A 23,509-nucleotide genomic window follows, 5' to 3' on the forward strand; every position below is an offset into this window, starting at 1 on the left:
GGTCAACCTGCCTTGCGACGGCCCGCCGCCGCGGATTTCTTCGTCTTGCCCCTGGCCGGTTTGCCATCCTTCGCAGCGCTTTGCCGCAGTGCTTCCATGAGGTCAATGACCTTGCCTTCGGCCTTGGGTTTGACGGGTTTGATCTTGCGGCCTTCGATTTTGGCTTTTACCACCTCTGCCAGCGCGGCATCGTAGCGGTCGTCGAATTTCTTCGGATCGAAACGACCACTCTTCGTTTTGATAATGTGTTCGGCAAGCTCTAGCATCTCGCCCTTGAGCTTGAGAGCAGGGATATCGGAAAAGGCCTCCTCAGCCGAACGGACCTCGTAATCATAATTAAGCGTGGTTGCGATGAGGCCCTCGCCGTCGGGGCGTATGAGAAGGGTGCGGACCCGGCGGAAGAGAACGGTTTCGGCTACCGCTGCCACCTTCTTCGCCTTCATGCCTTCACGAATCAATGCAAAGGCTTCTGCTCCATGCGGGTCGGAAGGCGCCAGGTAATAGGGCTTGTCGAAATAGAGGTCGTCTATGTCGTTGCAGGCAATGAAGGCGTCGATCTCCAGCGTCTTGTCGCTCTCGGGAATCGCGGCGGCGATTTCCTGAGGATCAAGCGCGATATAGTCGTTCTCACCCGCTTCGTAGCCCTTCACCTGATCTTCTCGTTCCACCACTTTGCCCGTTTCGCTATCAACGAACTCCCGGTGCAGCCTGTGGCCGGTCTTTCGGTTGAGCATATGAAAGGCGATACGGTCGCTGGTCGATGCCGCGGTATAGAGAGCAACCGGACACACCAGTTCGCCCACTTTCAGAAAGCCCTTCCAGTTCGCTCTCGGCGCCAAGCTCGTTCTCCCGCTTCAAAACGAGGGAATGCCAGCGGGCACCAAATGTTCCGATGCCGGCACACGACCGGAACCAAAGACGGTGCCGTGAATTTCCGCGCTGTGGAAGCAAACAGACAGGCGGCAGACAGTGCGAAGCGAAGAGACCCCATTGCGCGTTCCAGAGGTCGGTACAAACCCTGCGATCATCCAACCCGGACAAAATGTCTGGCGCACAGCAAAAGCCGGGCGCCTTGACGTGCTCGTGGATGGGCAGGCTTATTTTCAAGCGCTTGAGGGTGTTCTGGCGCAGGCGCGCCGAGAGATATGGATCGTTGGCTGGGATTTCAATCCGGATATACCGATGCAGCCTGGCGTGCCGCAATCCCAGAAGCTCGGCGCCTTCCTGCTGAAGCTCGTGGAGGAGCGGCCGTCCCTGACGATCCGTGTGCTCGTGTGGGCTATGGGACCAATCTATTCCGGTAAGTCGCTGAAGATGTTCCGCAGGCGCCGCTGGTCGTCCCATCCGCGCATCGTGCTTACCTTCGATAGTCGCCATCCAATCCGTGGTTCTCATCACCAGAAGTTTGTCGTCGTGGACGACACGGTCGCCTTCGTTGGCGGCATCGATCTCACCGCCAAGCGTTGGGATACGAGCGAGCACCTTGTCGACGATCCCAGACGCAAACTTCCTTCCGGCACACCTTACGAACCGGTGCATGATATGCAGGTGGTGCTTGAGGGCGAAGCGGCGCGCCTTGCGGGGGATATAGCCCGCCGCCGCTGGCTTTTCGCCACGGATGAGGCCATTCCGCCAATCGTGCCTGCGGCGCAAATCCGTCTGGATGGTGCAACGGAGATGATGACGAATGTGGAGGTCGCCTTCGCGCGCACGGAGCCTGCCATCCGCGGCCGCCCCCCCGTGACGGAGGCCATGGACCTCACCGTCGCGGCGCTCAAGGCTGCGCGACGCCATATCTATATCGAAAGCCAATATTTCGCGTCGAGCCGGGTCTGCGACGTGCTGTGTGAACGGCTTTCCGAACCGGATGGACCCGAGGTCGTCCTGGTCTCCACACTGAGTTCGCACGGCACGATCGAGCGCCTCGTGCTCGGCGCGAACCGCGATCGTTTCATCCGTCGCCTGAGCCAGTGCGATAAGTATGGCCGCATGCGAGCGTTCTACCCTGTCGTGCCGAAACCCGATGGCACGGAGCAGGAGATCGTCATTCACTCCAAGCTGGTGATCGTCGACGACACATTCCTGCGCATCGGCTCCTCCAATCTCAACCAGCGCAGCGAGGGATTGGATACCGAGCTCGACATCGCCGTCGAGGCGCGTACCGATGCCGAGCGCCATCGCATTCTTGCCCTGCGGAACCGTCTGCTCGCCGAACATCTCGACACGGATCCTGCTAGCTTTGCGGCTGCGGTTGGTGCGGAACAAGCGTTGGGCCGAACAATCGACGCGTTCAATACACGTCAGCGCGGGCTCAGGCCCTTTCGCGATGCGGCGGGCAAGGGCGCGGTTACTGCGGTCATGGGAACCGGCATCGTCGATCCTATCGGACCCTGGTGGCCGATTTCGGCCTGGACGGCCGCAACGCGAAGGTTTCTGAACCGTCAGCTTGCGCCCTTACGCAATCCTGCTTCGGCGTTCGGTGCCAACAAAGCCTCGCTGGCAAGCAGCAAAACGACCCCAAGCGGCAGCGGAATGAAGAAATAGACGACGCGGAAGGCGATCAGCGCGCCGATTGAGGCCGAACCGCCAAGCAGGAAGCCGATCGTCGCTTCCAGCACGCCAAGCCCACCGGGGACATGGCTGACCAACGCGGTTAGATTGCCCACCACATAGGCGGCAGTCGTTTCCATGTAGCCAACCTCGCCGTTCAAAAGCTGATTCAGGCATGCGGCGACGAAGGCGAAATTGACCGTACCGACCAGAATCTGCAAGACGGCAAGGCGCAGCGGCGGCAGCTTGAACCGCCAGCTGCGGACCTTCAGTTCGCCACGCAGGAATGCGGAGAGCGCCACATAGACAGCTCCGACCACCAGGCAGGCCACGCCGAGAGCGGCGGACGCGGTGGCTCCAAGCCCGGCGATCTTTCCCGCGGTGCCGGGAAGCAGGATGAGGCAAAGTCCGGCCAGGGTGATCAGCCCCAGCCCGACGGTCACGCCGCAAAAGACGATCAGCTTGGCGATCTCTTCGGAATCGAGGCCCCAGCGGGAATAGAACCGATACCGCACCGCGCCGCTGCTAAGCGCCGCGACCCCCACATTGTGGCCGATGGCAAGGCTTGTGAAGGAGGCCAGTGCCGCGCGCGGATAGGAAAGCGGCTTGCCGACATAGCGCAGCGCCAGAAAATCGAAGACTGTGAGGCAGAGATAGGAGCAGGCCGCGAAGCCGAGCGCCAAGGCGAAGTTCCCCTTGGGAATGGAAGCGACTGAGTTGCTGATATCCTCCCAGGAATATTGTGACAGCGTTCGATAGATCAGCCATCCTGCGACGAGAACCGCAAGGGCGATGAGCGCGTGGAGGATATGAGTTCGTTTCATGCGGCGGATCCTTACCGTTCTGTCGGTGCGGAACGAAAACCGGGCTTTTGTGTTCCCGAGACGTCAGAAACGACAAGAGGAAGGCATGGGCAGGCGGCTGAGGATCATGACGTACAACGTGCACAGTTGCTTCGGCACGGACAGGAAGCTCGATCCCGGGCGCATCGCCGCGGTCATCGCCGAATGCGAGGCCGATATCGTCGCGTTGCAGGAGGTGGACGTCGCACGGGCGCGTAGCGGCGGCATCGACCAGGCGCAGACCATTGCCAACCATCTCAGCATGGTTTCGCACTTCCACCCAGCCCTGCATCTTGAGGAGGAGCGTTATGGCGACGCGCTGTTGACGGCGCTGCCGACCCGGCTCGTCAAGGCCGATGGGCTTCCCTCGCGCGGCGAGCCGCGGGGTGCACTGTGGGTGGAGATTCCTGTCGATGATGTAAAGCTGCAGATCTTCGTCACCCATCTCGGCCTGCTCGGCGCCGAGCGAGTGCGCCAGACCGAGGCTCTGATCGGGCCGGGATGGCTCACAGCGCCGATGCCTGACGATGCGCGCGTCATCCTCGCCGGCGATTTCAACGCGATTTCCCGCTCGCCGTCCTATCGCATGCTGTTACGACGCCTTCGGGATGCGCAGATCGATGCCGGCGGGCGGCCCGCCGCGACTTTTCCCTCCCGCCTGCCTTTGCTGCGCATCGACCACATCTTCATCGGTGCAGGGGTTACCGCAAGCCGGACCTTCGTCCACAACACGCCGCTTGCCCGCCGGGCATCCGACCACCTGCCGCTTTGTGCCGACCTGGAGATCGGGTGATGCGACAGACCGGTCCTTTCATCGCGACGGCGGCATGGTCGATCCCCAAGAAGGTCGCCAACCGCTTTCCCGAAACGGGCAGCGGCCTCGAACGCTATGCCGCTGTTTTCAATGGCGTAGAGATCAATTCCACCTTCTATCGCCATCACCAGAAGAAGACGTTCGAGCGTTGGGCAAGCGCGGTCCCGGAGCATTTCCGTTTCGCGGTGAAGATTTCGCGCGAAATCACGCATGAAGCGCGTCTGCGAAACATTGGCCCGCTCTTCGATATCTTCGTGGACGAGGTGTTTATGCTGGAGGACAAGCTGGGTCCCTTGCTGTGTCAATTGCCACCAAGTCTCAGATTCGACGCCGACGAAGTGGAGAAGGCCTTCTCGTCGATGCGCCGCATCTTCTCGGGCGCGCTGGTGATCGAGCCACGCCACAAGAGCTGGGCATCCCCTGCCGCACACACGCTTCTCCAGGAATACGCCATCGATCGCGTTCTGGCCGATCCGGCACCCGTCTGGCCGCTATCCGATTTTCGCGAGATGCCCGGATATGTCCGATTGCACGGCACCCCCCAAATTTATTATTCCAGCTACAGCGACGCAGAAATCGGCACTTTTGCAAAGCATCTCGGTGGTGAGACGTGGTGCGTCTTCGATAACACAGCCTCCGGCGCCGCCATCGAAAATGCACTGGCGATGCGGGATTATGTGACGGACCGGCAGGATGGATGAGCATTTCTTCGCCCGCGACGTCGTCACCGTCGCTGCCGGTCTTCTCGGCGCCCGTATGCTGGTAAATGGCATCGGCGGGCTCATCGTGGAAACCGAGGCCTACCGGCAAGACGACGAGGCGTCGCACAGTTTTCGGGGGCAGACCGCCGGAAACGCGGCGATGTTCGGCGAACCGGGCCGGGTCTATATCTATCGATCCTATGGCCTGCATTGGTGCTTCAATATCGTGTGCGAACGCGGCAGCGCCGTTCTCATCCGCGCGCTGGAGCCGACGCATGGGCTTGAAACGATGATGGAGCGGCGGGCGATCGGCGAGCCGCGCAAACTCTGCGCCGGCCCAGGCAATCTGTGCAAGGCGCTCGCCATCAACAGGGAATTGAACGGATTGTCGGTTCTCGCCGATCCATTTTCTCTGACACCGCCGTCTGAACTGCCGGTATCGGCAAGCGGTAAGCGCATCGGCATCAGCAAGGCTGCCGAACGCCCGTGGCGCTTCGCCATCAAGGGATCCCGCTATCTAAGCCGGGCAATCTGACCCGCACCCCTTTGGTCCCTTGATCTCCGTTTCCGCGGTAAAGGTCGTTCCATCGCTCCCGGCCAAAGTATCCGCTGGTTTACGATACCCCGGATCAGATGGTTTGCAGGGCGTGCTTACAGCGGAACGTTTGCCTGGCTTCGACATTGTGCGCTCAAGTCGGGAGGCGACAATGGAACGATACTATTTCAAGATTCAGGATCAGGATGGTGTGTTGCAGCCCGATCGCGGCTTTGAGTTTGTGGATATCGAGAAGGCCAAAGAAGAAGCAAGGACGCTTCTGGCCGAGATGGCAGTCGATGGCCTGCCGAGCGAGCCGGTGGACAGTATCTCCGTCGAATTGCAGGACGCCAACCGTGTGCCCATCGTTACTTTCCGATTGGTTCTCGAGGCAATTCCGCATGGCTCACAGGAGCTGTGAACCGGAAGCAAGGCCTTACTGCCGGTGAGGCAGCAAAAAGCGGGCGAACCGGTGCGCCGGCCTTTTCGCTTGCGCATATTTTCATTTCCGTCCGCTTCCGTACCGACGCCACACGCCGGGTTGTGTCACCGATTTTATGGCCATAGATGGACAGCCATTGACTTTAGGAGAGACCGAAGCCTTTGGCGGATATGCGGTCGCTGAACCGCATAGGATTGTTGGATGGATGACATATGCCAGGGCAGGTTTCGAAACACCCTGCTAAGGCGTTTACCGGTACCGAGCCAGCAACGGTTCGCCGTGCGGTTGGAGCGCGTGGGGCTTCCTCGTTCACATAAGCTTTCCTCGCCCCATCAGCCGATGGAACATGCCTATTTCTTCGAGAGCGGGATCGCATCGGTCGTCATCCGGTCTCCAGAGGGGCAGCATAGCGAAATCGGGATCATCGGACGCGATGGCATGTGCCCGGTATCGGCTATCCTCGATGCCGACGCCGATCCCTTCTCGATCCATATGCAGATGCCGGGCGAGGCCTGCCGAATCTCTGTTGCGGACCTGAAAGCGATTCTGGCCGAGGATCGCGAGGTGCACAAGCTTCTTTCCCGCTACACGCAGGCACTGGCCGTACAGCAGGCCTACACGGCGCTTTCCAATGCCGTGCACCATATCGACGAGCGACTCGCGCGATGGATATTGATGTGCCACGACCGGGTGGACGGTTCGAATATCAGCCTGACCCATGAATTCATGTCGATCATGCTCGCGGTGCGGCGCCCCAGCGTCACGACCGCCCTTCACGTGCTGGAAGGAAAGAAGCTCATCTATTCTGAGCGCGGTGTCGTCAGCGTGCGCAACAGGGCCGGCCTCGAGGCTTTTGCGCGAGATGCCTATGGCGAATGTGAGAGGGAATACGAGCGACTCATCGGAGCTGTTGTCTCGCGGCCCGCTAGTTGATCGCCTCCTGAAAGGGTAGGCACGCCACCACTTGCCCCTCGTCATCGACAATCTCGAACAGGCGCGTTTTATCGACATGTCCCTTGCGCAACTCCTCGGCTAGAATCTCGCGGGCCGCAAAGTGGGCTTCGACGAGGGCCGCCTCCAGCGTGGTGAAATCCGCGCCTTCGCGATCCTCTATCCGTTCCGTGCGGCTGCAGATGTGAAAAAAGTAATGGGTCATGGTCGCCTCGTAGCGTCATTGCTTTCATAGAGACCGGCGAAGCCGCCAAGTGTTCCATTTTCTTCCTCTGCATCTGTACGATATCGTACCGCAACCTCGATCACGCCGTCTCGTTTCCTTCGAAATGGAGGAATGAATGGACGCGTTGGTTTCCGAGCCCGTTACCCAGACGGTTCACGATGGAATTGAATCTCAGTTGCCTGCGCTAAAGCGGTTTGCCCAGCAGCTCACCCGCTCTGCGACCGACCGCGAGGATTTGATTCAAGAAACAGTCATGCGCGCGCTTCGATCTGCACACCAGTTTCATCCGGATACGAAGCTCCGTTCGTGGCTTTTTACGATCATGCGAAACAGCTTCAATACGGAGTATCGCCGGCGCTGCCGGGAGCCCGTGGGACTGGATGAAGGGATTTTCGAACGCGGCAGCATCACGGCCCCGCAGGAATGGGCAGTTCGCCGAAGTGAACTGCGCCGTGCCCTGAGCAGAATCCCGCCGCGTTCGCGCCGTACGTTGCTGCTCGTTGCGATGGGTGTCAGCTATATCGATGCGGCGCGACTGTGTGCCTGCGAGATCGGCACCGTGAAAAGCCGGGTAAACCGCGCACGCAAGATGCTTGAGGACGAGATTGGTCGCCCGGGTGCATAATCATGCTTTCGCTCCTGCAGGATCAATGTCATCGCGGGCGTTGGCGCGATCTCGACCGCGAGGGGATGGATTAAGGGCCGTACGATTTCGTACCATTTTCTCGCTTTGAATTGCGTCTGCCCGCTCTTAGACTCATGTCCGTCGCAAAGAGGAGGCGGGTGTGGGCAGCTACACTTCCAAGGGAACCTACGAACCTCACGAGTTGGGTGCATTGAAGTCAGTCTTTGACGAACTCACGTCGCAATCTTGGTTCGATTCATCGGCGGAGGCCAGAGAAAGTTTCGCCAAGTATCTTTTCGAGACTTTCCCGGCCGTCACTTTCGATCCACTCAAGCATCGGACGATCATAGAAGCGTCAGCCCGTATGTTCTATACAAGGGACGGCGTCTAGCCAAAGCCGGTTCGCCCTTTCAGCGTTGCAAACCTGATCGCTCGCGCCATTTAGCCTCTTTTGCAGCAATATTCTCAAGGTCGAATAAACTTCCGCTAGGTCGGCGCACAAATGTGATGGCGCAATAGATACTCGCGGAGCCGGAGCCTGAATCCGATCGACCGCCGGGTAGGGAGCGCGACTCCAGTCCGGGCAAAACAACAATCCGCGCAAGCGAACCGAGCCGTTTAGACGTTAAATATTTTTGCGCTCGAGCGAAATAGGTCGATAGAGTCCCTTACGCGCGTTCGCAAGAATAGTGCGGCAGATGGTCGTTGCCGATTGAAAGATTCCAGCATCAGGCTGAATTTATTTTACATTTCTAAACGTTCCGAGGAACCAAACGCCCTTAGACTGGTTTGCTCCTTGCCTTCAAAGGCTGAAAACGAGGAGACATCATGAAAAAGCTATTGCTCGCCGCCGCATTTGTCGGCGCATCGACCCTTGGCGCCTTCGCGCAGACCTCCACGGCACCTGCCACCGACGGCGATACACCGGCGATTGCTACCCCTGACGACAAGAACGCTACCGCGCCGGTCGAAGGCGCAAACAGCTTCACTGAGGAACAGGCTAAGGAGCGCATCATCGAAGCGGGCTACGCCGACGTCACCGGCCTGAAGCTGGATGATAAGGGCGTCTGGCGCGGCACCGCGACCAAGGACGGAAAATCCATCAACGTCACGCTCGACTACCAAGGCAACATCGTTGCCAACTAAGAGGATATTCCCATGAAGAAAACCGCTACTGGACTTTTTGACGATTACTCCGATGCGCGCGCTGCAGTCAGCGCTCTTGAAGCGCGGGGCATTCCTTCGGATGATATAAGCATCGTTTCCAACAATGTGAACGACCGCTCGACTGGCGATACGAATGCCGCCGAAGGTGCCGGAACCGGCGCGGGCATTGGTGCAGCCGTCGGCGGCGTTGGCGGCCTCCTGACCGGTCTTGGTATCATGGCCATCCCGGGCGTCGGCCCCGTGGTCGCCGCCGGCTGGCTCGCCGCCACAGCGGCCGGTGCTGCCGCAGGGGCTGTCGCCGGTGGTGCGGCAGGCGGTCTCATCGGCGCTATGACTGAATCCGGCGTGCCGGAAGAGCACGCACATGTCTATGCCGAAGGCGTGCGCCGCGGTGGCACGCTAGTGACCGCCCGCGTGGAGGAAGCCCTCTATCCCGAAGCCGAAGCGGTCCTGCGCCAGTCCAATTGGGTCGATCCGACCGCGCGGCGCGCTGCCTATGCCGAACAGGGCTGGACGCGCTTCGATGAAACGCTCGACCCGTATGGTCCCGCTGAAATCGAGCAGGAGCGCCTGCGCTACCGGCGTTGACCGCCAAACAACTGCATTTTCAATAAAAGGCCGGCCCGCGATCAGACGGGCCGGCCCTCCTTGCGTTCCGGCACACGTTTGCTACGGCTCTTTGCTCCCCGGGCAAGAAGGCGTAAGCTTGTTCTTTCATCATCCCTGGTGAGGGATACGCCGAAAGCTTCGGCCAAAAACGGAGGCGGGACCATGACCGCATCGTTGCGCTCTGCACCCGCCAACAACCTGCTGCAGCTCTTGCCGGATATCGATTTCCAGATGTTGGCGCCTGACATAACGCACCATGTTTTCCCCAAGGGCACACCTCTTGCATATCGCGACAAGCCGATCGACGCTGTTCATTTTCTCACATCGGGTATTGGGTCCGTAGTGATCATGACGCCGCAAGGTCGGCGCGCGGAAGCAGGCATATTCGGCTTCGACGGATATATCCCGACTGCTGCGGTGACAGGCGCACGGATCAGTTCCTACGACGTCACAATCCAGATCGATGCCGAAGGGTACAGCATGGAGTTCGACGATTTCCGTCGATGGATGGAACAGAGCAAGCCCTTCGTTCATATCATGAACAGATCGATGGAAGGTTTCGCCGTTCAACTGGCGCATACAGCGGTGTCGAACGCGGTGCACGAAGTCAACGAGCGCCTCGCCCGCTGGCTCCTCATGTGCCACGACCGCTCGAGAAGCGACGAGATGGCCGTCACGCACGAACTCCTCTCGGTTCTGCTTGGCGTGAGGCGACCTAGCGTAACGACGGCGCTGCATGTCTTAGAAGGTGAAGGCCTCATCCGTTCTCTCCGAGGCAGCGTCGTTATCCGCGATCGCGCGGCCCTCGAGGATTTCGCGCGTGACTGTTATGGCAGGCCAGAGGCGGAGTATAGGCGCTTGATGGGCGATCTTTTCAGAAGTTTTTGAAATTATTTGAATGAACCTCGCAGAAATACCGAGGCGAAGCGCGAGATCGAGACCTATCAACCTCAAAAAGAGGGCTGCTAAAGATCCTTTCACATCGAGGTGCGGTGTTTCTGCAGCTGACGGCGGAGGAGATTGAGTATTTGTTCAATATTCGGCTGCTCTTCGAGCTGTATCTCTTCAGGCGGTCGGCACGCGTTTGATGAACATGTCGGCTTTGTCGCCCTGCTCGTTCGCGAATTCCGCTCCGAAGACTGGGCCGGCCTTCTGAAACTAAACAACAAAGCCCCGCTGACAGAAGTGTCGCGGGGCTTTCTACATTCGGAAACGCGATGATCTCATCGCGGCAAGTTGCGCGCAATATGCGCCTCAAACGCCTTCCCGAAATTGACCAGGAAATCCCGCGTACCGTCGTTCGTCAGCTGGCCACCCTCGTCGAACAATCCGCCGCTGCCGCCGATATAAGCCTCGGGCTGTCCAAGCACCGGCATGTTCAGGAAGCTAAGCGATTGCCGCAGATGGTGATTGGCGCCGAAGCCGCCGATTGCGCCGATCGAGGTCGAGATGATTGCGGCCGGTTTGCCGGCCAGGGCGCCTTGGCCATAGGGCCGCGACGCGACGTCGATTGCGTTTTTCAACACGCCGGGGACCGAACGATTGTATTCGGCAGTGACAAAAAGCACGGCATCTGCGGCCGAAATCGCATTGCGGAACGTCGTCCAGTCCGCAGGCGGGGACGCCTCGAGGTCCTGGTTGAAATACGAGACCGCGCCGATATCGAGAAAGTCGAAAGTCAGGCTGGGCGTCAGCGCGGCTAGGGCCTTGGCTATCTTGCGGCTGAAGGATTCCTTGCGGAGGCTGCCGACGAGAACTGCTACTGAGGTCATGGGGAACTCCAAGCTGAATGGACAGCTGATCCTCGTCCTTCACCAGGGAAAACTCAACACTGAATATGCGGTTCTCGCGTAAGACCAAGGTGAACGGATGGACCGCGATCCAAACCGGTGGCGCCGTCGTTGTGCGAAGGTGACGTGTGCGCTCGCCCGCCCGGCCATCCCCGTCTTCCGGTGTCGCCAACACCGAATATCAAAGATCCGGGAGCGCGTTTGCGACCCCGGACCGTTTCTGAGTGGATGTGGGCCTGCTCGATGACGCGTGCAGGCCATGCCGCTTTACTCAGTGCTGCACGGCCGGCACACCTTCCCCGTCGTCGGCCATGGTCGAGCGGCCGTGCTGGACCAGCGGGCGGTTGCCGGCAAGGCGACGCAGCAGGACGTAGAAGACCGGCGTCATGAAGATGCCGAAGAACGTGACGCCGATCATGCCGGAGAAGACGGCGAGACCCATGGCGGCGCGCATTTCGGAACCCGCCCCCGTCGAGAGCACCAGCGGCACGACGCCCATGATGAAGGCCATGGAGGTCATCAGGATCGGCCGCAGGCGCAGGCGGCTGGCCTCGATCGCCGCCTGCATCGGCGTGCGTCCCTCGAATTCCAGTTCGCGGGCGAACTCGACGATCAGGATCGCATTCTTCGCCGAGAGGCCCACAAGCACCACGAGGCCAATCTGGGTGAAGACGTTGTTGTCGCCCCCCGTGTACCAGACCCCGGCGAGTGCCGCGAGCACGCCCATCGGCACGATCATGATGATGGCGATCGGCAGCGTCAGGCTTTCATACTGGGCGGCCAGCACGAGATAGACCAGCAACAGCGCGAGCGGGAAGACGTATATGCTCGAATTGCCGGCGAGGATCTGCTGGTAGGTCAGGTCCGTCCACTCGAAATCGATGCCGGCGGGCAGCGTCTCGGCGGCGATCTTTTCCACGGCGGCCTGGGCCTGGCCCGACGAGAAGCCCGGTGCCGGTCCGCCGTTGATGTCGGCGGCGAGGAAGCCGTTGTAGCGCGTGGTGCGCTCCGGGCCGGTCGTCGCGTCGACCTTCAGGAGGGCGGCGAGCGGGATCATCTCGCCGGACTGCGAGCGCACTTTCAGCTGGCCGATATCCTCCGGCTTCGCACGGAAGGCGGAATCGGCCTGGACGCGCACGCTGTAGGTCCTGCCGAAGGCGTTGAAGTCGTTGACATAGAGCGAGCCGAGATAGATCTGCAGCGTTTCGAATACATCCGTTACCCGCACGCCGAGCTGCTGGGCCTTGGCCCGGTCGAGATCGGCATAGAGCTGCGGCACGTTGATCTGGAAGCTGGAGAACAGGCCGGCCAGTTCCGGCGTCTGGTAGGCTTTTCCGAGGAAGGCCTGCGTCGCCTCGTTGAGCGCGCCGTAGCCGAGGCCCGCACGGTCCTCGATCTGCAGCTTGAAACCACCCGTCGTGCCGAGACCGTTGACCGGCGGCGGCGGGAACATGGCGATAAAGGCATCCTGGATGCCGGCAAACTTCTGGTTCAGCTGCATGGCGATCGCCCCGCCGGAGAGATCCGGCGTCTTACGCTCCTCGAAATCATCGAGCACGGCGAAGACGATGCCGGAATTCGAGCCGATGGTGAAACCATTGATCGACAGGCCAGGGAAGGCGATGGCGTGTGCCACGCCGGGCTGCGCCAGCGCGATATCGCTCATCTTCTTGATGACGTCTTCCGTGCGGTCGAGGGTGGCGCCGTCGGGCAGCTGGGCGAAGCCGACCAGATATTGTTTGTCCTGCGCCGGCACGAAGCCGCCGGGCACGGCGTTGAACACCGTGTAGGTGGCGCCGACGAGGGCGAGATAAACGATCATGACCAGCGACTTGCGCGTGACGAGCCCGCCGATGGTGCGGCCATAGCCGTTGCCGGCGGCGTTGAAGACCCGGTTGAAGCCACGGAAGAACCAGCCGAACAGGCCGTCCATGAGGCGGGTCAGCCAATCCTTCGGTGCATGGTGATCCTTCAGAAGAAGGGCGGCCAGCGCCGGGGAAAGCGTCAGCGAGTTGATCGCCGAGATGACCGTCGAGATGGCGATGGTCAGGGCGAACTGGCGGTAGAACTGGCCGGAGAGGCCGCTGATGAAGGCGAGCGGCACGAAGACGGCGACGAGCACGAGCGCAATCGCGATGATCGGACCGGAGACTTCCCGCATGGCGCGGTAGGTCGCCTCGCGGGGGGAAAGGCCGTTCTCGATAGTGCGTTCGACGTTTTCGACGACGACGATCGCGTCGTCCACCACGATGCCGATGGCGAGCACGAGGCCGAACAGTGTCAGCGCATTCACCGAGAAGCCGAAGGCATACATGACGGCGAAGGTGCCGATGATCGAGACGGGCACGGCGAGCAGCGGAATGATCGAGGCGCGCCAGGTCTGCAGGAAGACGATGACGACGAGCACGACCAGCGCGATGGCTTCGAGCAAGGTATCGACGACCTTGTCGATGGAGGCGCGCACGAATTCCGTCGTGTCGTAGACGATCTCGTATTTCACGCCGTCGGGCATGGCGAGCTGGAGCTGATCCATGGTGGCGCGCACATTGTCGGCGATCTCGATGGCGTTCGAGCCCGGCGCCTGAAGCACGGCGATGGCGACGGCGGGCTGGCCGTCGAGCAGCGAGCGCAGCGTGTAGTCGGCGGCCCCCAGCTCAACGCGGGCGACATCCCGCAGGCGGGTGATCTCGCCGGACGCGCCCGTCTTGACGATGATGTTGCCGAATTCTTCCGGCGTGCGCAGGCGGCCCTGGGCGTTGACGTTGAGCTGGAGGTTTACGTCGTTCGGCGTCGGGGAGGCGCCGATGATGCCGGCGGCGGCCTGCACGTTCTGTTCGCGGATCGCATTGCTGATGTCGCTGGCGGCCAGCGCATGTTCGGCCGCCTTCTGCGGATCGATCCACACGCGCATCGCATAGTCGCCGGCGCCGAAGACCTGAACCTGGCCGGCGCCTTCGATGCGGGCAAGCCGGTCCTTGATGTTGAGCGTCGCGTAGTTGCGCAGATAGGTGACGTCATAGCGGTCGGTCGTCGAGACGAGGTTGACCACCATGATGAAGTCGGGCGAGCTCTTGACGGTCGTCACCCCAAGCGCACGCACCTCCGCCGGCAGACGCGGTTCGGCCTGCGACACGCGGTTCTGCACGAGCTGCTGGGCCTTGTCCGGGTCCGTGCCGAGCTTGAAGGTGACGGTCAGCGTCAGCACGCCGTCCGACGTCGCCTGGCTGTTCATGTAGAGCATGTCCTCGACGCCGTTGATCTGCTCTTCGAGCGGGGTCGCGACGGTCTCGGAAATGACGACGGGATTGGCGCCGGGATAGACGGCGCGCACCACGATAGAGGGCGGCACGACCTCGGGATATTCGGAAATCGGCAGCGATCGCATGCCGATCAGGCCGGCGACCACGATAAGGATCGACAGCACACCGGCAAAGACCGGGCGATCGATGAAGAAACGGGAGATGTTCATGTTAGCACCCTCTCCAGGATGAAATTCGGACGAACGGCCCTGTCCGGCGGGCAAGGCTCCGCCGGCGGACATTGATTTGCTGGGTTACGGGGCAGGGCGCGCCAGCGCCCCGCCGGCCGCCGTTACTTCACGGAGGCGACGCTTTCCTGTTCCTGCGGATCGACCACGACGCCCGGGCGCACGCGCTGCAGGCCGTTGACGACGACCTTGTCGCCGTTGGAGAGCCCGCTTTCGACGATGCGCTCGCCGCCCGAAAGGCTGCCGAGCACGATCGGCCGGTAGGTGACCTTGTTGTCCTTGTCGACGACGAAGACGAACTTCTTGTCCTGGTCGGTGCCGACGGCCCTCTCGCTGACGAGGATCTTGCTCTCGGGCTTCGGCTCGCCCATGCGGATGCGCACGAACTGGCCGGGGATCAGCCTGCCGCCGGGATTGTCGAAGACGGCGCGCACCGTGATGGTGCCGCTGGCGGCATCCACCTCGTTGCCGATGAGCTGGAGCTTGCCGCGGATCGGCGTCCCCTCGTCGGCGAGCGTGCCAACTTCGACCGGAATCTGCTCGATTGGCTGGAGCGCACCGTCGGAGGCGGGTAGCGCTGCGAGGGCTGCGGCGACGATCTCCTCGCTGACATTGAAGCCGGCATAGATCGGATCGACGGACACCAGCGTCGTCAGCGCCGGGGAGGCCGAGCCGCCGGCGACGAGGTTGCCGGTGGTAATCTCCACCTTGCCGACACGGCCGGAGACCGGCGCGCGGACCTTGGTATAGCTCAATTCCAGCTTGGCGGCGTCGAGTGCGGCCTGCGCCGTCTTGAGGCTCGCCTGAGCCTCGGAGAGGGCGTTCTGGCGTTGGTCGATATCGCTCTGCGAGACGCTGTTGCTGTGGGCGAGGCGTTCGCCGCGCTCGAGCTGGGTCTTGGCAAGTTTGACGCGGGCCTCAGCCGAGGCATATTGCCCCTCGGCCTGGGTAACCGCGGTCTTGAAGGGCTGAGGATCGATCGTGAAGAGCAGGTCGCCGGCCTTCACCAGCGCACCCTCGCGAAAATCGACGGACTGGATGGCGCCGGCGACGCGCGAGCGGATCTGAACGCGGTCGATGGCTTCCAGGCGTCCGGAAAATTCCTGCCACGTCACGACATTCTTGTTTTCAACGACGGCCACGGTGACCGGCACGGCAGGCACTTCGGCCGTCGCCGCCGCTTCCGCCTTTGCGGGCTTGCTCGGGACCTGAACCATCAGGGCGGCGCCGAAAATGGACGCAGCCAAACCCAGGCCGGTGCCCGTGAGGGCCCAGCGTTTGCGCTTCGATAGCATTGTTTTCTCCTTGTGGCCTCAGGCCACGCTATGCTTGGGTTCCGTAAAATCAGTGAATTCTAATATTTTGAACAAAACCGGAAAACTGGCTGGCAAGGCTGCTGGCCCAGGGCCCGGTTCCATTGGATGTCCCGCTGTAAATTGTCGGCCAGCCTGTTCCTGCGGGAAGGACATGCTGCTGAACTTTGACGCCGGCCTGAGAGAGGCGATCGGCGTAACCCAGCGCCTCGTCGTGCAGCGGATCGTCCGCCGCCGTCAGGACGAGCGCCGGGGCAAGACCGGAAAGACGCGAACACAGGCAGGGCGCGGCATAGGGGTGGCACACACCGCCGCTGAGATAGTGACTCCAACCATCCGCCCAGCGCTGGCGCATGCCGATCGCGTCTGCCTCGCGGAAGGAGCGGCTGGCCATGAAGGGATCGAGCAGCGGCGAAAGCAGCACCTGGCCGTCGAGTTCGTCGGCGAAGTGGTCGCGCGCCTTCAGCGCCACGCCGGCCGCGATATTGCCGCCCGCCTCCTCGCCGCCGATGAGGAGCGGCGATTTGCGATCTCCGAGGCCGGCGCGCTTTTTGGCGAGGTAGGAGAAGATCGAGAAACCGACTTCCAGCGGTTTGGGGAAGATGCCGCCGCCGAGCGCATTGTAGTCAGGCACGGCGACGATGGCGCCGGTCGAGGCGATGCATTCGGCAAGCGGGCAATGTTTGAGCCCAGTTTCCGTGAAGGCGCCGCCGTGGAAATAGAGCAGGACGGGCGCGCCCTTGGCATATTCGGCGCCCTGATAGACGCGCACCGACACGGGGCCGATGGCCACCTTGTCGAACGTCATATCCTTGATCTCTACGGGCATCGATCTTGTCCTATGGACCGCTTGGAAATAAGCTGGTCCCTCACCATTTATATCGTCAGTCACTTTGCCCAGATAAGTGTGGTAAAACGGATTTCACTGTCCAAAATTTCGAACAATCATAGCTTCCAACGTGGGAATGTTCCATGGATCAGCTTTCTGCGATGCGCGTCTTCCTCCGTGTGGTGGAGACGGGCAGCTTCACCGGCGCTTCCGCCGCGCTCGGCATGCCCAAGGCGACCGTCAGCAACCTGATTCAGAATCTCGAAACGCACCTTCAGACCAAACTGCTCAACCGCACCACGCGCCGCGTCATGGTCACGACGGACGGCGCGCTTTACTACGAGCGGGCAAATCAGATCGTCACCGAGATCGACGAGCTGGACGGCAGTCTTTCGCACTCCCGCATGAGCCCGAGCGGGCGCCTGCGCGTGGAAATGTCGGGGGCCTTCGCGGATCTGCTGATCATTCCCGAACTCAATGATTTCCATGAGAAATATCCCGATATCAACGTCGATCTCGGGGTGGGCGACCGCACCGTGGATTATCTGGCGGAGAATGTCGACTGCGCGTTGCGCGCGGGCTCGCCGGGCAATGCCTCGCTGATTGCGCGTCGTGTTGGGGAGATGGGCCTGGTGGCCTGTGCTGCGCCCGCCTATATCGAACGCTTCGGCATGCCCGAGCATCCCTCCGACCTGGAAGCGGCGCATCACTGCGTGAACTACTTCCTGGCTCAGATCAACCGCATCATGCCCTTCGAATTCACGCGGGATGGCGAGACGCTGGAAATCAACAGCCGCTACATTCTCTCGGTCAACGATGCGCGCAGCTATCTGGCCGCAGCGCTGTCGGGGCTTGGTGTCGCGCCGCTTGCCTGTTTCATGGCGCGCGAACCCATTGCAAGAGGACAGCTCGTCCCAGTGCTGGCCGACTGGCATATCGAGCCGGTCCCGCTCTACATCGTCTATCCGCCGAACCGGCACCTCAGCAACAAGGTGCGCGTCTTTGTTGATTGGGTCGTGCGGCTTTTGGCGCGGACGGAGCTGACCGGCGTCGGCAAGCCCTGACGCTTCAATCTTCGACGGCGGCGACCAGACGTTTGCAGGCGCCGACGAGGTCCGGTTCGGAGAGCAACGCACCGCCGACGAGATACATGACGTCATTGCCATAGGCGTCACGCATCTCGGGGATGCGGGCAAAGGTCATGCCGCCGCCGGGGGCCGCGACGATGGCCTTCGGACCGCCCATATCCACGGCGCAGGCCTTTGCGATCGACTGGCATTCTTCACGCGTGAAGCCGAAGCGGCCACCGAAATTCGGATAGACCACGGCATCGGCGCCCATCAGGCGGTGCAGCGTGCCGAAGAAGGCGCGGTGCGAGAAGCCGCAATCGGGCGAGACGACATTGGCGCCGGAAAAAGCCGGGTGCGAGACGATCGGCAGGGAAAAATCCGGATCGGTGGCGAGCGTGCGCACGATGTCGTAGCCGGCGAGCGCCGGTGCGATCATCACGCCGCCGGCGCCAAGCTCCTGCGCCTGCTTCGCACGCTCGATCATGGCGGTGGCGGGGCCGGTGATGTTGGGCACGAAGCTCGTTTTGCCGCCGCTCTTCGCATTCGCTTCGCCGACCGCCTGGATGCAGGCCTTCAGCCGTTCGTCGAACGGCGCGGTCTTCTGGTCGACAAGGCCGTGGTCGTCCTTCACGAAATGCATGCCGCCGAGCGCGAAATCATGGGCGAGGCGTGCAAGCTGTGCGGTCGATAGGCCGACCGGCTTGATGGCCGACATCAGAAGCGGCTTTTCGCCGATGCCGGCGCGAGCGCGCAGGCCGGCAATGCCGTGGCGCGGCCCTTTGCAGAGATCAAGGAGACCGGGCGAGAGACCGATATCCTCGACCTTCAGGCCCGGCTTGATCGAGCTGTTGCCGAAGACAATATTGAGGAATTGCAGGAAATCGCCGCCGACATCGTCCTCCGAATAGGAGATCGCAGCGACAAAGCCTGGCCGGCCCTCGATATCCCTCTGCAGACTTTCCAGTCGGCCGAGGATTTCATCCTCGACATAGCCCTTTGGCACGACGTTGCGCGGGATTTCTACGGTCTGTTCCAGCGCGATGTCGAGCGCACGCGCCTTGGCCTCCGCCTCGTCGGCGGCGCGCACGAAATAGGTGACCGTGAAGCGCGGTGCCATCAGAGCGCCTCAGCCTTTTGGGCGGAATGCACGTGGTCGAGACGCACTTCCGCCAGCTCCTCCTCGCCGATGCCAAGGGGTTTGCCGACGAGGCTTTCGATGGCCGCGACCAGCGCGCCGGCGTCGAGGCCGTATTTCTTCATGAGATAGGGTTTCGAGGCTCCGTGCGCGAAGGTGTCGTTGAGGCCGAGGCGCTTCAGGCGAATGCCGAGTCCTTCCTCCGCGAGGATTTCCGCGACCAGCGAGCCGAGGCCACCGACGATCGTGTGGTTCTCCAGCGTGACCACGCCCTTCTTGCCACGCGCGGCTTTCAGGAGGCCGTCACGGTCGAAGGGTTTCAGCGTCGAGGCATGCAGATGGTGGACGCCGATGCCGCGCGCCGCGATTGGCCCGGTAGCGCGCAACGCCTCTTCCGTGCACACACCGGAGGAGACGACGAGGATGTCGTCGCCCTCAGAGAGTGTGCGCAGCTTGTTGAACTCGAAAGGCGTCGAGAACAGGCGTGGTACCTCGCCACGCAGGATGCGGACATAGACCGGACCGTCGATGCTGTCGGCGACCTCCAGCACGGTCTCGACTTCGGTGGCATCGCCCGTTTCGAGGATCGTCATGTTCGGCACGGCGCGCAGCACCGCGATGTCCTCAATGGCCTGATGCGTGATGCCGCCCGGCGTGGTGATACCGGGCAGAAAGCCCATCAGCCGGACCTTGCGGTTGGAATAGGCGATCGAGTTGATCAGCTGGTCATAGGGCCGGCGGTAGAGGAACACCGAGAAGGTGTGGATGAACGGCCGGAAGCCCTGCATGGCAAGCCCGCCGGCGAAGGACAGCATGTTCTGCTCGGCCATACCGAGCGACAGGAACTGGTCCGGATGCCGGTCACGAAAACCGTCGACCTCGCAGGAGGAGGTGAGATCGGCCGACAGGCAGAGGACTTCGGGACGTGCGGTGGCGAAGGCCTCGAAGGCTTTGGCGTAGGGGCGGTTGACGATTTCGACCATGGTCAGGCCCCTTCCATCGCGGTGAGATCGATGCCGAGTTCGGCGGCCAGAGCGTCGCGCATTTCCAGCCGCTCCTCGGCGCTCTTGAAGCGCACATAGTGCAGGCGCGGAAAGCGTTTCTTCAGGAAGCCCATGCCCTGATAGGGCGAGGTGTTGGCGAGGATGACGAGCGGCTTGCCGGGTTCGGCACTTTCAGCGGCTTCGCTGAGCGCGCCGAGATCATGGCCATCCACCGAGCGGCAGGTGACGCCGAACGCAGCGACGCGCGAGGCGAGATCGCCGAGATCGAGAACCGAGGACATGGCGCCGTCGCATTGCTGGCGATTCACGTCGACAATGACGCGGATATTGTCGATCCTGTGATAGCTCATCGCCGCAAGGCATTCCCAGGTCTGGCCCTCCTGGAATTCGCCGTCCGACATATAGACCCAGACCTTGCCGGGCTCCTTGTTGCGCAGCCGCGCCCAGGCGACGCCCGAGGCCATGGAGAGACCCTGCGCGAGCGAGCCCGTCGTCACTTCCATGCCCGGGCTGTGCTCGGCGCCGATCATCTCGACCGAGCCGCCGTCCTTGTTGAAATGGTCGAGCGCGTGTTCGTCCATGCGGCCGGTCTCGATCAGCGCGGAATAGATGACGAGCGCATAGTGGGCCGGCGAGATGAAGAAGCGGTCATAATCCGGGCCGACAGGGCCGTGGTAGCCGGCGCCGGTAAAGGCATCCGGATTGTGCGCCGATGGCACGCCGCGAAAGGGCAGCGGCACCTTCGGCAATGTCGGTTCGCCGAGCTTCAGCACCTCGTTATAGAGCAGCGCAAGGCTTTCGGCGGCCGAGCAGGCCTGGCTGAGATAGCCGCCATTGTGCTTCATCGTGTGGAAGAACACGCGGCGGCGGATGCCGAGCGCGATCTCCTCGGTGGATTTCCGGTTGGGCAGGCTCATCGTCTCAGCTCCGTTCCGGGAAGAGCGCCTTCAGGCCCTCGGGCGAGGGCGTCGCGATGCCGCGCTCGGTGATGAGGCCGGTGATGAGGCGGGCGGGCGTGACGTCGAAGGCGGGGTTGGCGGCGGGGCTGCCCTCCGGCGAGATGCGCACGCTGGCAATTGAGCCATCGGCGGCGCGGCCCTGGACGAAGCTCACCTCGTCGGCGGTGCGCTCCTCGATCGGTATTTCCTTCACGCCGTCATGCACCGTCCAGTCGATGGTGGGCGAGGGCAGCGCGACGTAGAAGGGCACGTCGTTGTCGCGCGCGGCAAGCGCCTTCAGATAGGTGCCGATCTTGTTGCAGACGTCGCCGTTCGCCGTGGTGCGGTCGGTGCCGACGATCACCATGTCGATATCGCCGTGCTGCATCAGGTGGCCGCCGGCATTGTCGACGATCAGCGTGTGCGGCACGCCATGGCCGTTCATCTCCCAGGCGGTGAGATAGGCGCCCTGGTTGCGCGGACGCGTCTCGTCGACATAGATATGGACGGGTATGCCCGCCTCGACCGCCATGTAGATCGGCGCGGTCGCGGTGCCGTAATCGACGGTCGCAAGCCAGCCGGCATTGCAATGGGTGAGGATGCGCACGGGCTCGCCGGGCTTCTTCTTCGCGGCGATCTTGCGGATGACGTCGAGGCCGTTGGCGCCGATGGCACGGTTGAGCTCGACATCCTCTTCCGCGATCTCGGCGGCGCGCGCATAGGCGGCGGCAGCGCGTTCGCCTTCTGGCAACGGGCGAAGATGATCGCGCATCGCATTCAGCGCCCAGCGCAGGTTGATGGCGGTCGGGCGGGTCTCGTTCAGCTCTTCCCAGACGGCATCGAGATGGGCATCGGACGGGTCCTTGGCCATGGCAATGGCGATACCGTAAGCGGCAGTAACGCCGATCAGCGGCGCGCCGCGCACCCACATGTCCCTGATGGCGACGGCGACATCGGCGACGGTCTTCAGCGTGACCACGCGGAATTCATGCGGCAGCCAGCGCTGGTCGATGATGTCGACGGCGCGGCCGTCCTCGTTCAGCCAGATCGTATGGTAGTGTCGTTCTCCGACTTTCACGCGAGGATCTCCTTTTCAAGCCGCTCCACCGTCTCGCGGATATCGCGGAGGCTGTGGATGCGCTGCCGGTTGACGGCGAGGTGACGCCCGAACTTCAGCGCCTTGCTTTCGCAGGGCGCGCGGCGGTCGGGGTCGGCGATGGTTTCGAAATCGGCATTGTGGGCAAGGCCGAGAATGCGGCGATGGATCTCGATGCCGGCAAAGCCCAGCATCTCGCGCCAAATCTCGTCAATGACGATATTGAGCGCCTGCTCGGCGGCGAGGGGGTCGTTGCGGTCCTCGAAGAGGCTCGCCTGGTAGAGGATGCCCTTGCGCTCGGTGCGCCAGAGATGGGAAAATTCCGCGCGGAACGTCTCCCAGAGCGTATCGATCGTGTCGAGCAGGTAGGCACGCATGCTGTCGCGCGCGCCGGGGGAGGTCTCGTGGCCGGCCTGCGAGAAATAGCTCATCCAGAAATTGGCGATCAGCATGCCGACGTCGAAGCTGATCGGGCCGTAGAAGGCGAATTCCGGGTCGATGACGCGGGTCTCGTCGTCGGTTACCATGACGGAGCCGGTGTGCAGGTCGCCGTGGCAGAGCGTTTCGGCCTTGGCGGAGAACAGGTGCTTCAGCCGCTGCGCCTCGACCTTGAGGTCGCGGTCGGCGCGCAGTTCGGCGACGATGGGATCGAGCTGCGGCGTGGTGTGGCGGTTGAGCGCGGCTTCGAAATAGGGATCGGAGAAAACGAGGTTTTCCGTGATGTCGCAGAGTTCGACATTGTCGGAGAACAGCGCGACATCGGCCTTTTTCTCGCGCGTCACCATGGAGAGGTCGGAGCCGCGGAACAGCGTGCGGGCGACGAAGAGGCCGAGATCGCGGCCGATCTTCGGCAACTCCCGGCCATCGATCAGCGCGCGGCGCAGGATGACATGCGGCGTCAGGAATTCCATGACGATGATCGCCTGCGCCTCGTCGAAGAACAGGACCTCCGGCACCATGCCGGGATCGCGCGCGCCCTGGCGCTTCAGCGCGTGGTATTCGAAGAAGGAGCGCTTGAGCGGCAGCGGCCAGCTCTCGCCGACGAGGCGCACATAGGGCAGCGCCTGCTTGACGATAACGGCGCCCGTTTCGCCCGTGACGATAAAGACCAGATTGAGGTTTCCGTCACCGACTTCCTTGATTGTCCAGCGCGCCGAATCGCTTCCGATCCTCTCGGTGAGGGCGGCGTTGCCGCCAAGCCTTTCCGGCAATGTCTCGGCGCTCAGCGCCTCGAAGACGGGACTGTTCATGGTGTTCTCCTCCTGCGCACGGGGCTGCCTCCATTGCCTGCCGCCATGCCGTCTGTACCCACAGCTAAGGCATCATTCTGTCAAATGTCAACGGCCTTGACATTTGATGAGAGCCTATCCTAACGTGGCGTCATT

General features: G+C 62.0%; 23 protein-coding genes. 11 read left to right on the forward strand and 12 right to left on the reverse strand.

Annotated features, from left to right (window positions below; genetic code table 11):
- Nucleotides 1-2: 2 nt before the first annotated feature.
- A complete protein-coding gene (locus D0Y60_RS04225; protein ID WP_117367150.1) occupies nucleotides 3-839 on the reverse strand; it encodes a Ku protein in 837 nt (278 codons plus the stop codon).
- A 151-nt stretch (nucleotides 840-990) separates the two neighbouring features.
- On the opposite strand from D0Y60_RS04225, the gene D0Y60_RS04230 reads away from it, so the two are divergent.
- Nucleotides 991-2,544, forward strand: coding sequence for a phospholipase D-like domain-containing protein (locus D0Y60_RS04230; RefSeq protein ID WP_147324492.1), 1,554 nt, complete (start codon nucleotides 991-993; stop codon nucleotides 2,542-2,544).
- Here D0Y60_RS04230 and D0Y60_RS04235 read toward each other — a convergent pair.
- Entirely contained in the window at nucleotides 2,442-3,374 is a 933-nt protein-coding gene (locus tag D0Y60_RS04235) for a lysylphosphatidylglycerol synthase domain-containing protein (RefSeq protein ID WP_117367154.1), read from the reverse strand. The genes D0Y60_RS04230 and D0Y60_RS04235 overlap by 103 nt on opposite strands.
- Before the next feature lie 85 nt (nucleotides 3,375-3,459).
- Here D0Y60_RS04235 and D0Y60_RS04240 point away from each other — a divergent pair, with 85 nt between their 5' ends.
- From D0Y60_RS04240 to D0Y60_RS04260, 5 genes are all read left to right on the forward strand, one after another.
- Nucleotides 3,460-4,185 carry an endonuclease/exonuclease/phosphatase family protein gene (locus D0Y60_RS04240; protein ID WP_117367156.1) on the forward strand — a complete coding sequence of 242 codons (726 nt, stop codon included), beginning with the start codon at nucleotides 3,460-3,462 and terminating at the stop codon, nucleotides 4,183-4,185.
- Complete coding sequence (locus tag D0Y60_RS04245; RefSeq protein WP_117367158.1) at nucleotides 4,185-4,907, forward strand: DUF72 domain-containing protein; 723 nt, start codon at nucleotides 4,185-4,187, stop codon at nucleotides 4,905-4,907. Before D0Y60_RS04240 ends, D0Y60_RS04245 begins: the two co-directional genes overlap by 1 nt.
- Nucleotides 4,900-5,442 carry a DNA-3-methyladenine glycosylase gene (locus D0Y60_RS04250; protein ID WP_117367160.1) on the forward strand — a complete coding sequence of 181 codons (543 nt, stop codon included), beginning with the start codon at nucleotides 4,900-4,902 and terminating at the stop codon, nucleotides 5,440-5,442. Before D0Y60_RS04245 ends, D0Y60_RS04250 begins: the two co-directional genes overlap by 8 nt.
- 172 nt (nucleotides 5,443-5,614) lie before the next feature.
- Nucleotides 5,615-5,863, forward strand: coding sequence for a hypothetical protein (locus tag D0Y60_RS04255; protein WP_117367162.1), 249 nt, complete (start codon nucleotides 5,615-5,617; stop codon nucleotides 5,861-5,863).
- Between the two features lie 222 nt (nucleotides 5,864-6,085).
- Nucleotides 6,086-6,817: a Crp/Fnr family transcriptional regulator gene (locus D0Y60_RS04260; RefSeq protein ID WP_117367164.1), complete on the forward strand. Its 732-nt coding sequence runs from the start codon at nucleotides 6,086-6,088 to the stop codon at nucleotides 6,815-6,817.
- Here the strand turns inward: D0Y60_RS04260 and D0Y60_RS04265 are convergent.
- Complete coding sequence (locus D0Y60_RS04265; RefSeq protein WP_117367166.1) at nucleotides 6,810-7,040, reverse strand: hypothetical protein; 231 nt, start codon at nucleotides 7,038-7,040, stop codon at nucleotides 6,810-6,812. The genes D0Y60_RS04260 and D0Y60_RS04265 overlap by 8 nt on opposite strands.
- A gap of 136 nt (nucleotides 7,041-7,176) precedes the next feature.
- Here D0Y60_RS04265 and D0Y60_RS04270 point away from each other — a divergent pair, with 136 nt between their 5' ends.
- The 4 genes from D0Y60_RS04270 to D0Y60_RS04290 all read left to right on the forward strand — a co-directional run bounded on the left by D0Y60_RS04270 (nucleotide 7,177) and on the right by D0Y60_RS04290 (nucleotide 10,350).
- Nucleotides 7,177-7,686 carry a sigma-70 family RNA polymerase sigma factor gene (locus tag D0Y60_RS04270; RefSeq protein ID WP_117367168.1) on the forward strand — a complete coding sequence of 170 codons (510 nt, stop codon included), beginning with the start codon at nucleotides 7,177-7,179 and terminating at the stop codon, nucleotides 7,684-7,686.
- A gap of 828 nt (nucleotides 7,687-8,514) precedes the next feature.
- Complete coding sequence (locus D0Y60_RS04280) at nucleotides 8,515-8,832, forward strand: PepSY domain-containing protein (protein WP_117367172.1); 318 nt, start codon at nucleotides 8,515-8,517, stop codon at nucleotides 8,830-8,832.
- A 12-nt stretch (nucleotides 8,833-8,844) separates the two neighbouring features.
- Nucleotides 8,845-9,441, forward strand: a complete 597-nt coding sequence (locus D0Y60_RS04285; protein WP_117367174.1) for a general stress protein — start codon at nucleotides 8,845-8,847, stop codon at nucleotides 9,439-9,441.
- Nucleotides 9,442-9,624: 183 nt separating this feature from the next.
- Nucleotides 9,625-10,350: a Crp/Fnr family transcriptional regulator gene (locus tag D0Y60_RS04290; protein WP_117367176.1), complete on the forward strand. Its 726-nt coding sequence runs from the start codon at nucleotides 9,625-9,627 to the stop codon at nucleotides 10,348-10,350.
- Nucleotides 10,351-10,685: 335 nt separating this feature from the next.
- Here D0Y60_RS04290 and D0Y60_RS04300 read toward each other — a convergent pair whose 3' ends face one another.
- From D0Y60_RS04300 to D0Y60_RS04315, 4 genes are all read right to left on the reverse strand, one after another.
- A complete protein-coding gene (locus D0Y60_RS04300; RefSeq protein WP_117367179.1) occupies nucleotides 10,686-11,234 on the reverse strand; it encodes an NAD(P)H-dependent oxidoreductase in 549 nt (182 codons plus the stop codon).
- Nucleotides 11,235-11,523: 289 nt separating this feature from the next.
- Nucleotides 11,524-14,721, reverse strand: a complete 3,198-nt coding sequence (locus D0Y60_RS04305; protein ID WP_117367181.1) for a multidrug efflux RND transporter permease subunit — start codon at nucleotides 14,719-14,721, stop codon at nucleotides 11,524-11,526.
- A gap of 122 nt (nucleotides 14,722-14,843) precedes the next feature.
- Entirely contained in the window at nucleotides 14,844-16,034 is a 1,191-nt protein-coding gene (locus tag D0Y60_RS04310) for an efflux RND transporter periplasmic adaptor subunit (RefSeq protein WP_117367183.1), read from the reverse strand.
- Between the two features lie 49 nt (nucleotides 16,035-16,083).
- Complete coding sequence (locus D0Y60_RS04315; protein WP_117367185.1) at nucleotides 16,084-16,881, reverse strand: alpha/beta hydrolase; 798 nt, start codon at nucleotides 16,879-16,881, stop codon at nucleotides 16,084-16,086.
- Between the two features lie 143 nt (nucleotides 16,882-17,024).
- On the opposite strand from D0Y60_RS04315, the gene D0Y60_RS04320 reads away from it, so the two are divergent.
- The gene (locus tag D0Y60_RS04320) at nucleotides 17,025-17,945 is read left to right on the forward strand and encodes a LysR family transcriptional regulator (protein WP_117367187.1); all 921 of its coding nucleotides are present in this window, start codon (nucleotides 17,025-17,027) and stop codon (nucleotides 17,943-17,945) included.
- 4 nt (nucleotides 17,946-17,949) lie between these two features.
- Here D0Y60_RS04320 and D0Y60_RS04325 read toward each other — a convergent pair whose 3' ends face one another.
- From D0Y60_RS04325 to mtnK, 5 genes are read right to left on the reverse strand one after another with little or no spacing between them, the layout of a single operon-like run.
- The gene (locus tag D0Y60_RS04325) at nucleotides 17,950-19,068 is read right to left on the reverse strand and encodes a RuBisCO large subunit C-terminal-like domain-containing protein (RefSeq protein ID WP_117367189.1); all 1,119 of its coding nucleotides are present in this window, start codon (nucleotides 19,066-19,068) and stop codon (nucleotides 17,950-17,952) included.
- A complete protein-coding gene (locus D0Y60_RS04330; protein WP_117367191.1) occupies nucleotides 19,068-20,069 on the reverse strand; it encodes a transketolase C-terminal domain-containing protein in 1,002 nt (333 codons plus the stop codon). Before D0Y60_RS04330 ends, D0Y60_RS04325 begins: the two co-directional genes overlap by 1 nt.
- Before the next feature lie 2 nt (nucleotides 20,070-20,071).
- On the reverse strand, nucleotides 20,072-21,007 hold the full coding sequence (locus tag D0Y60_RS04335; protein ID WP_117367193.1) for a transketolase: 936 nt from the start codon (nucleotides 21,005-21,007) through the stop codon (nucleotides 20,072-20,074).
- Between the two features lie 4 nt (nucleotides 21,008-21,011).
- Complete coding sequence (gene mtnA, locus D0Y60_RS04340) at nucleotides 21,012-22,106, reverse strand: S-methyl-5-thioribose-1-phosphate isomerase (protein WP_117367195.1); 1,095 nt, start codon at nucleotides 22,104-22,106, stop codon at nucleotides 21,012-21,014.
- Nucleotides 22,103-23,374 (reverse strand): S-methyl-5-thioribose kinase, encoded by a 1,272-nt coding sequence (mtnK, locus tag D0Y60_RS04345; RefSeq protein ID WP_117367197.1) that lies wholly within the window; start codon nucleotides 23,372-23,374, stop codon nucleotides 22,103-22,105. Before mtnK ends, mtnA begins: the two co-directional genes overlap by 4 nt.
- Between the last annotated feature and the right edge of the window lie 135 nt (nucleotides 23,375-23,509).

This window comes from Shinella sp. WSJ-2 (assembly GCF_003432075.1).
Classification (GTDB): domain Bacteria; phylum Pseudomonadota; class Alphaproteobacteria; order Rhizobiales; family Rhizobiaceae; genus Shinella.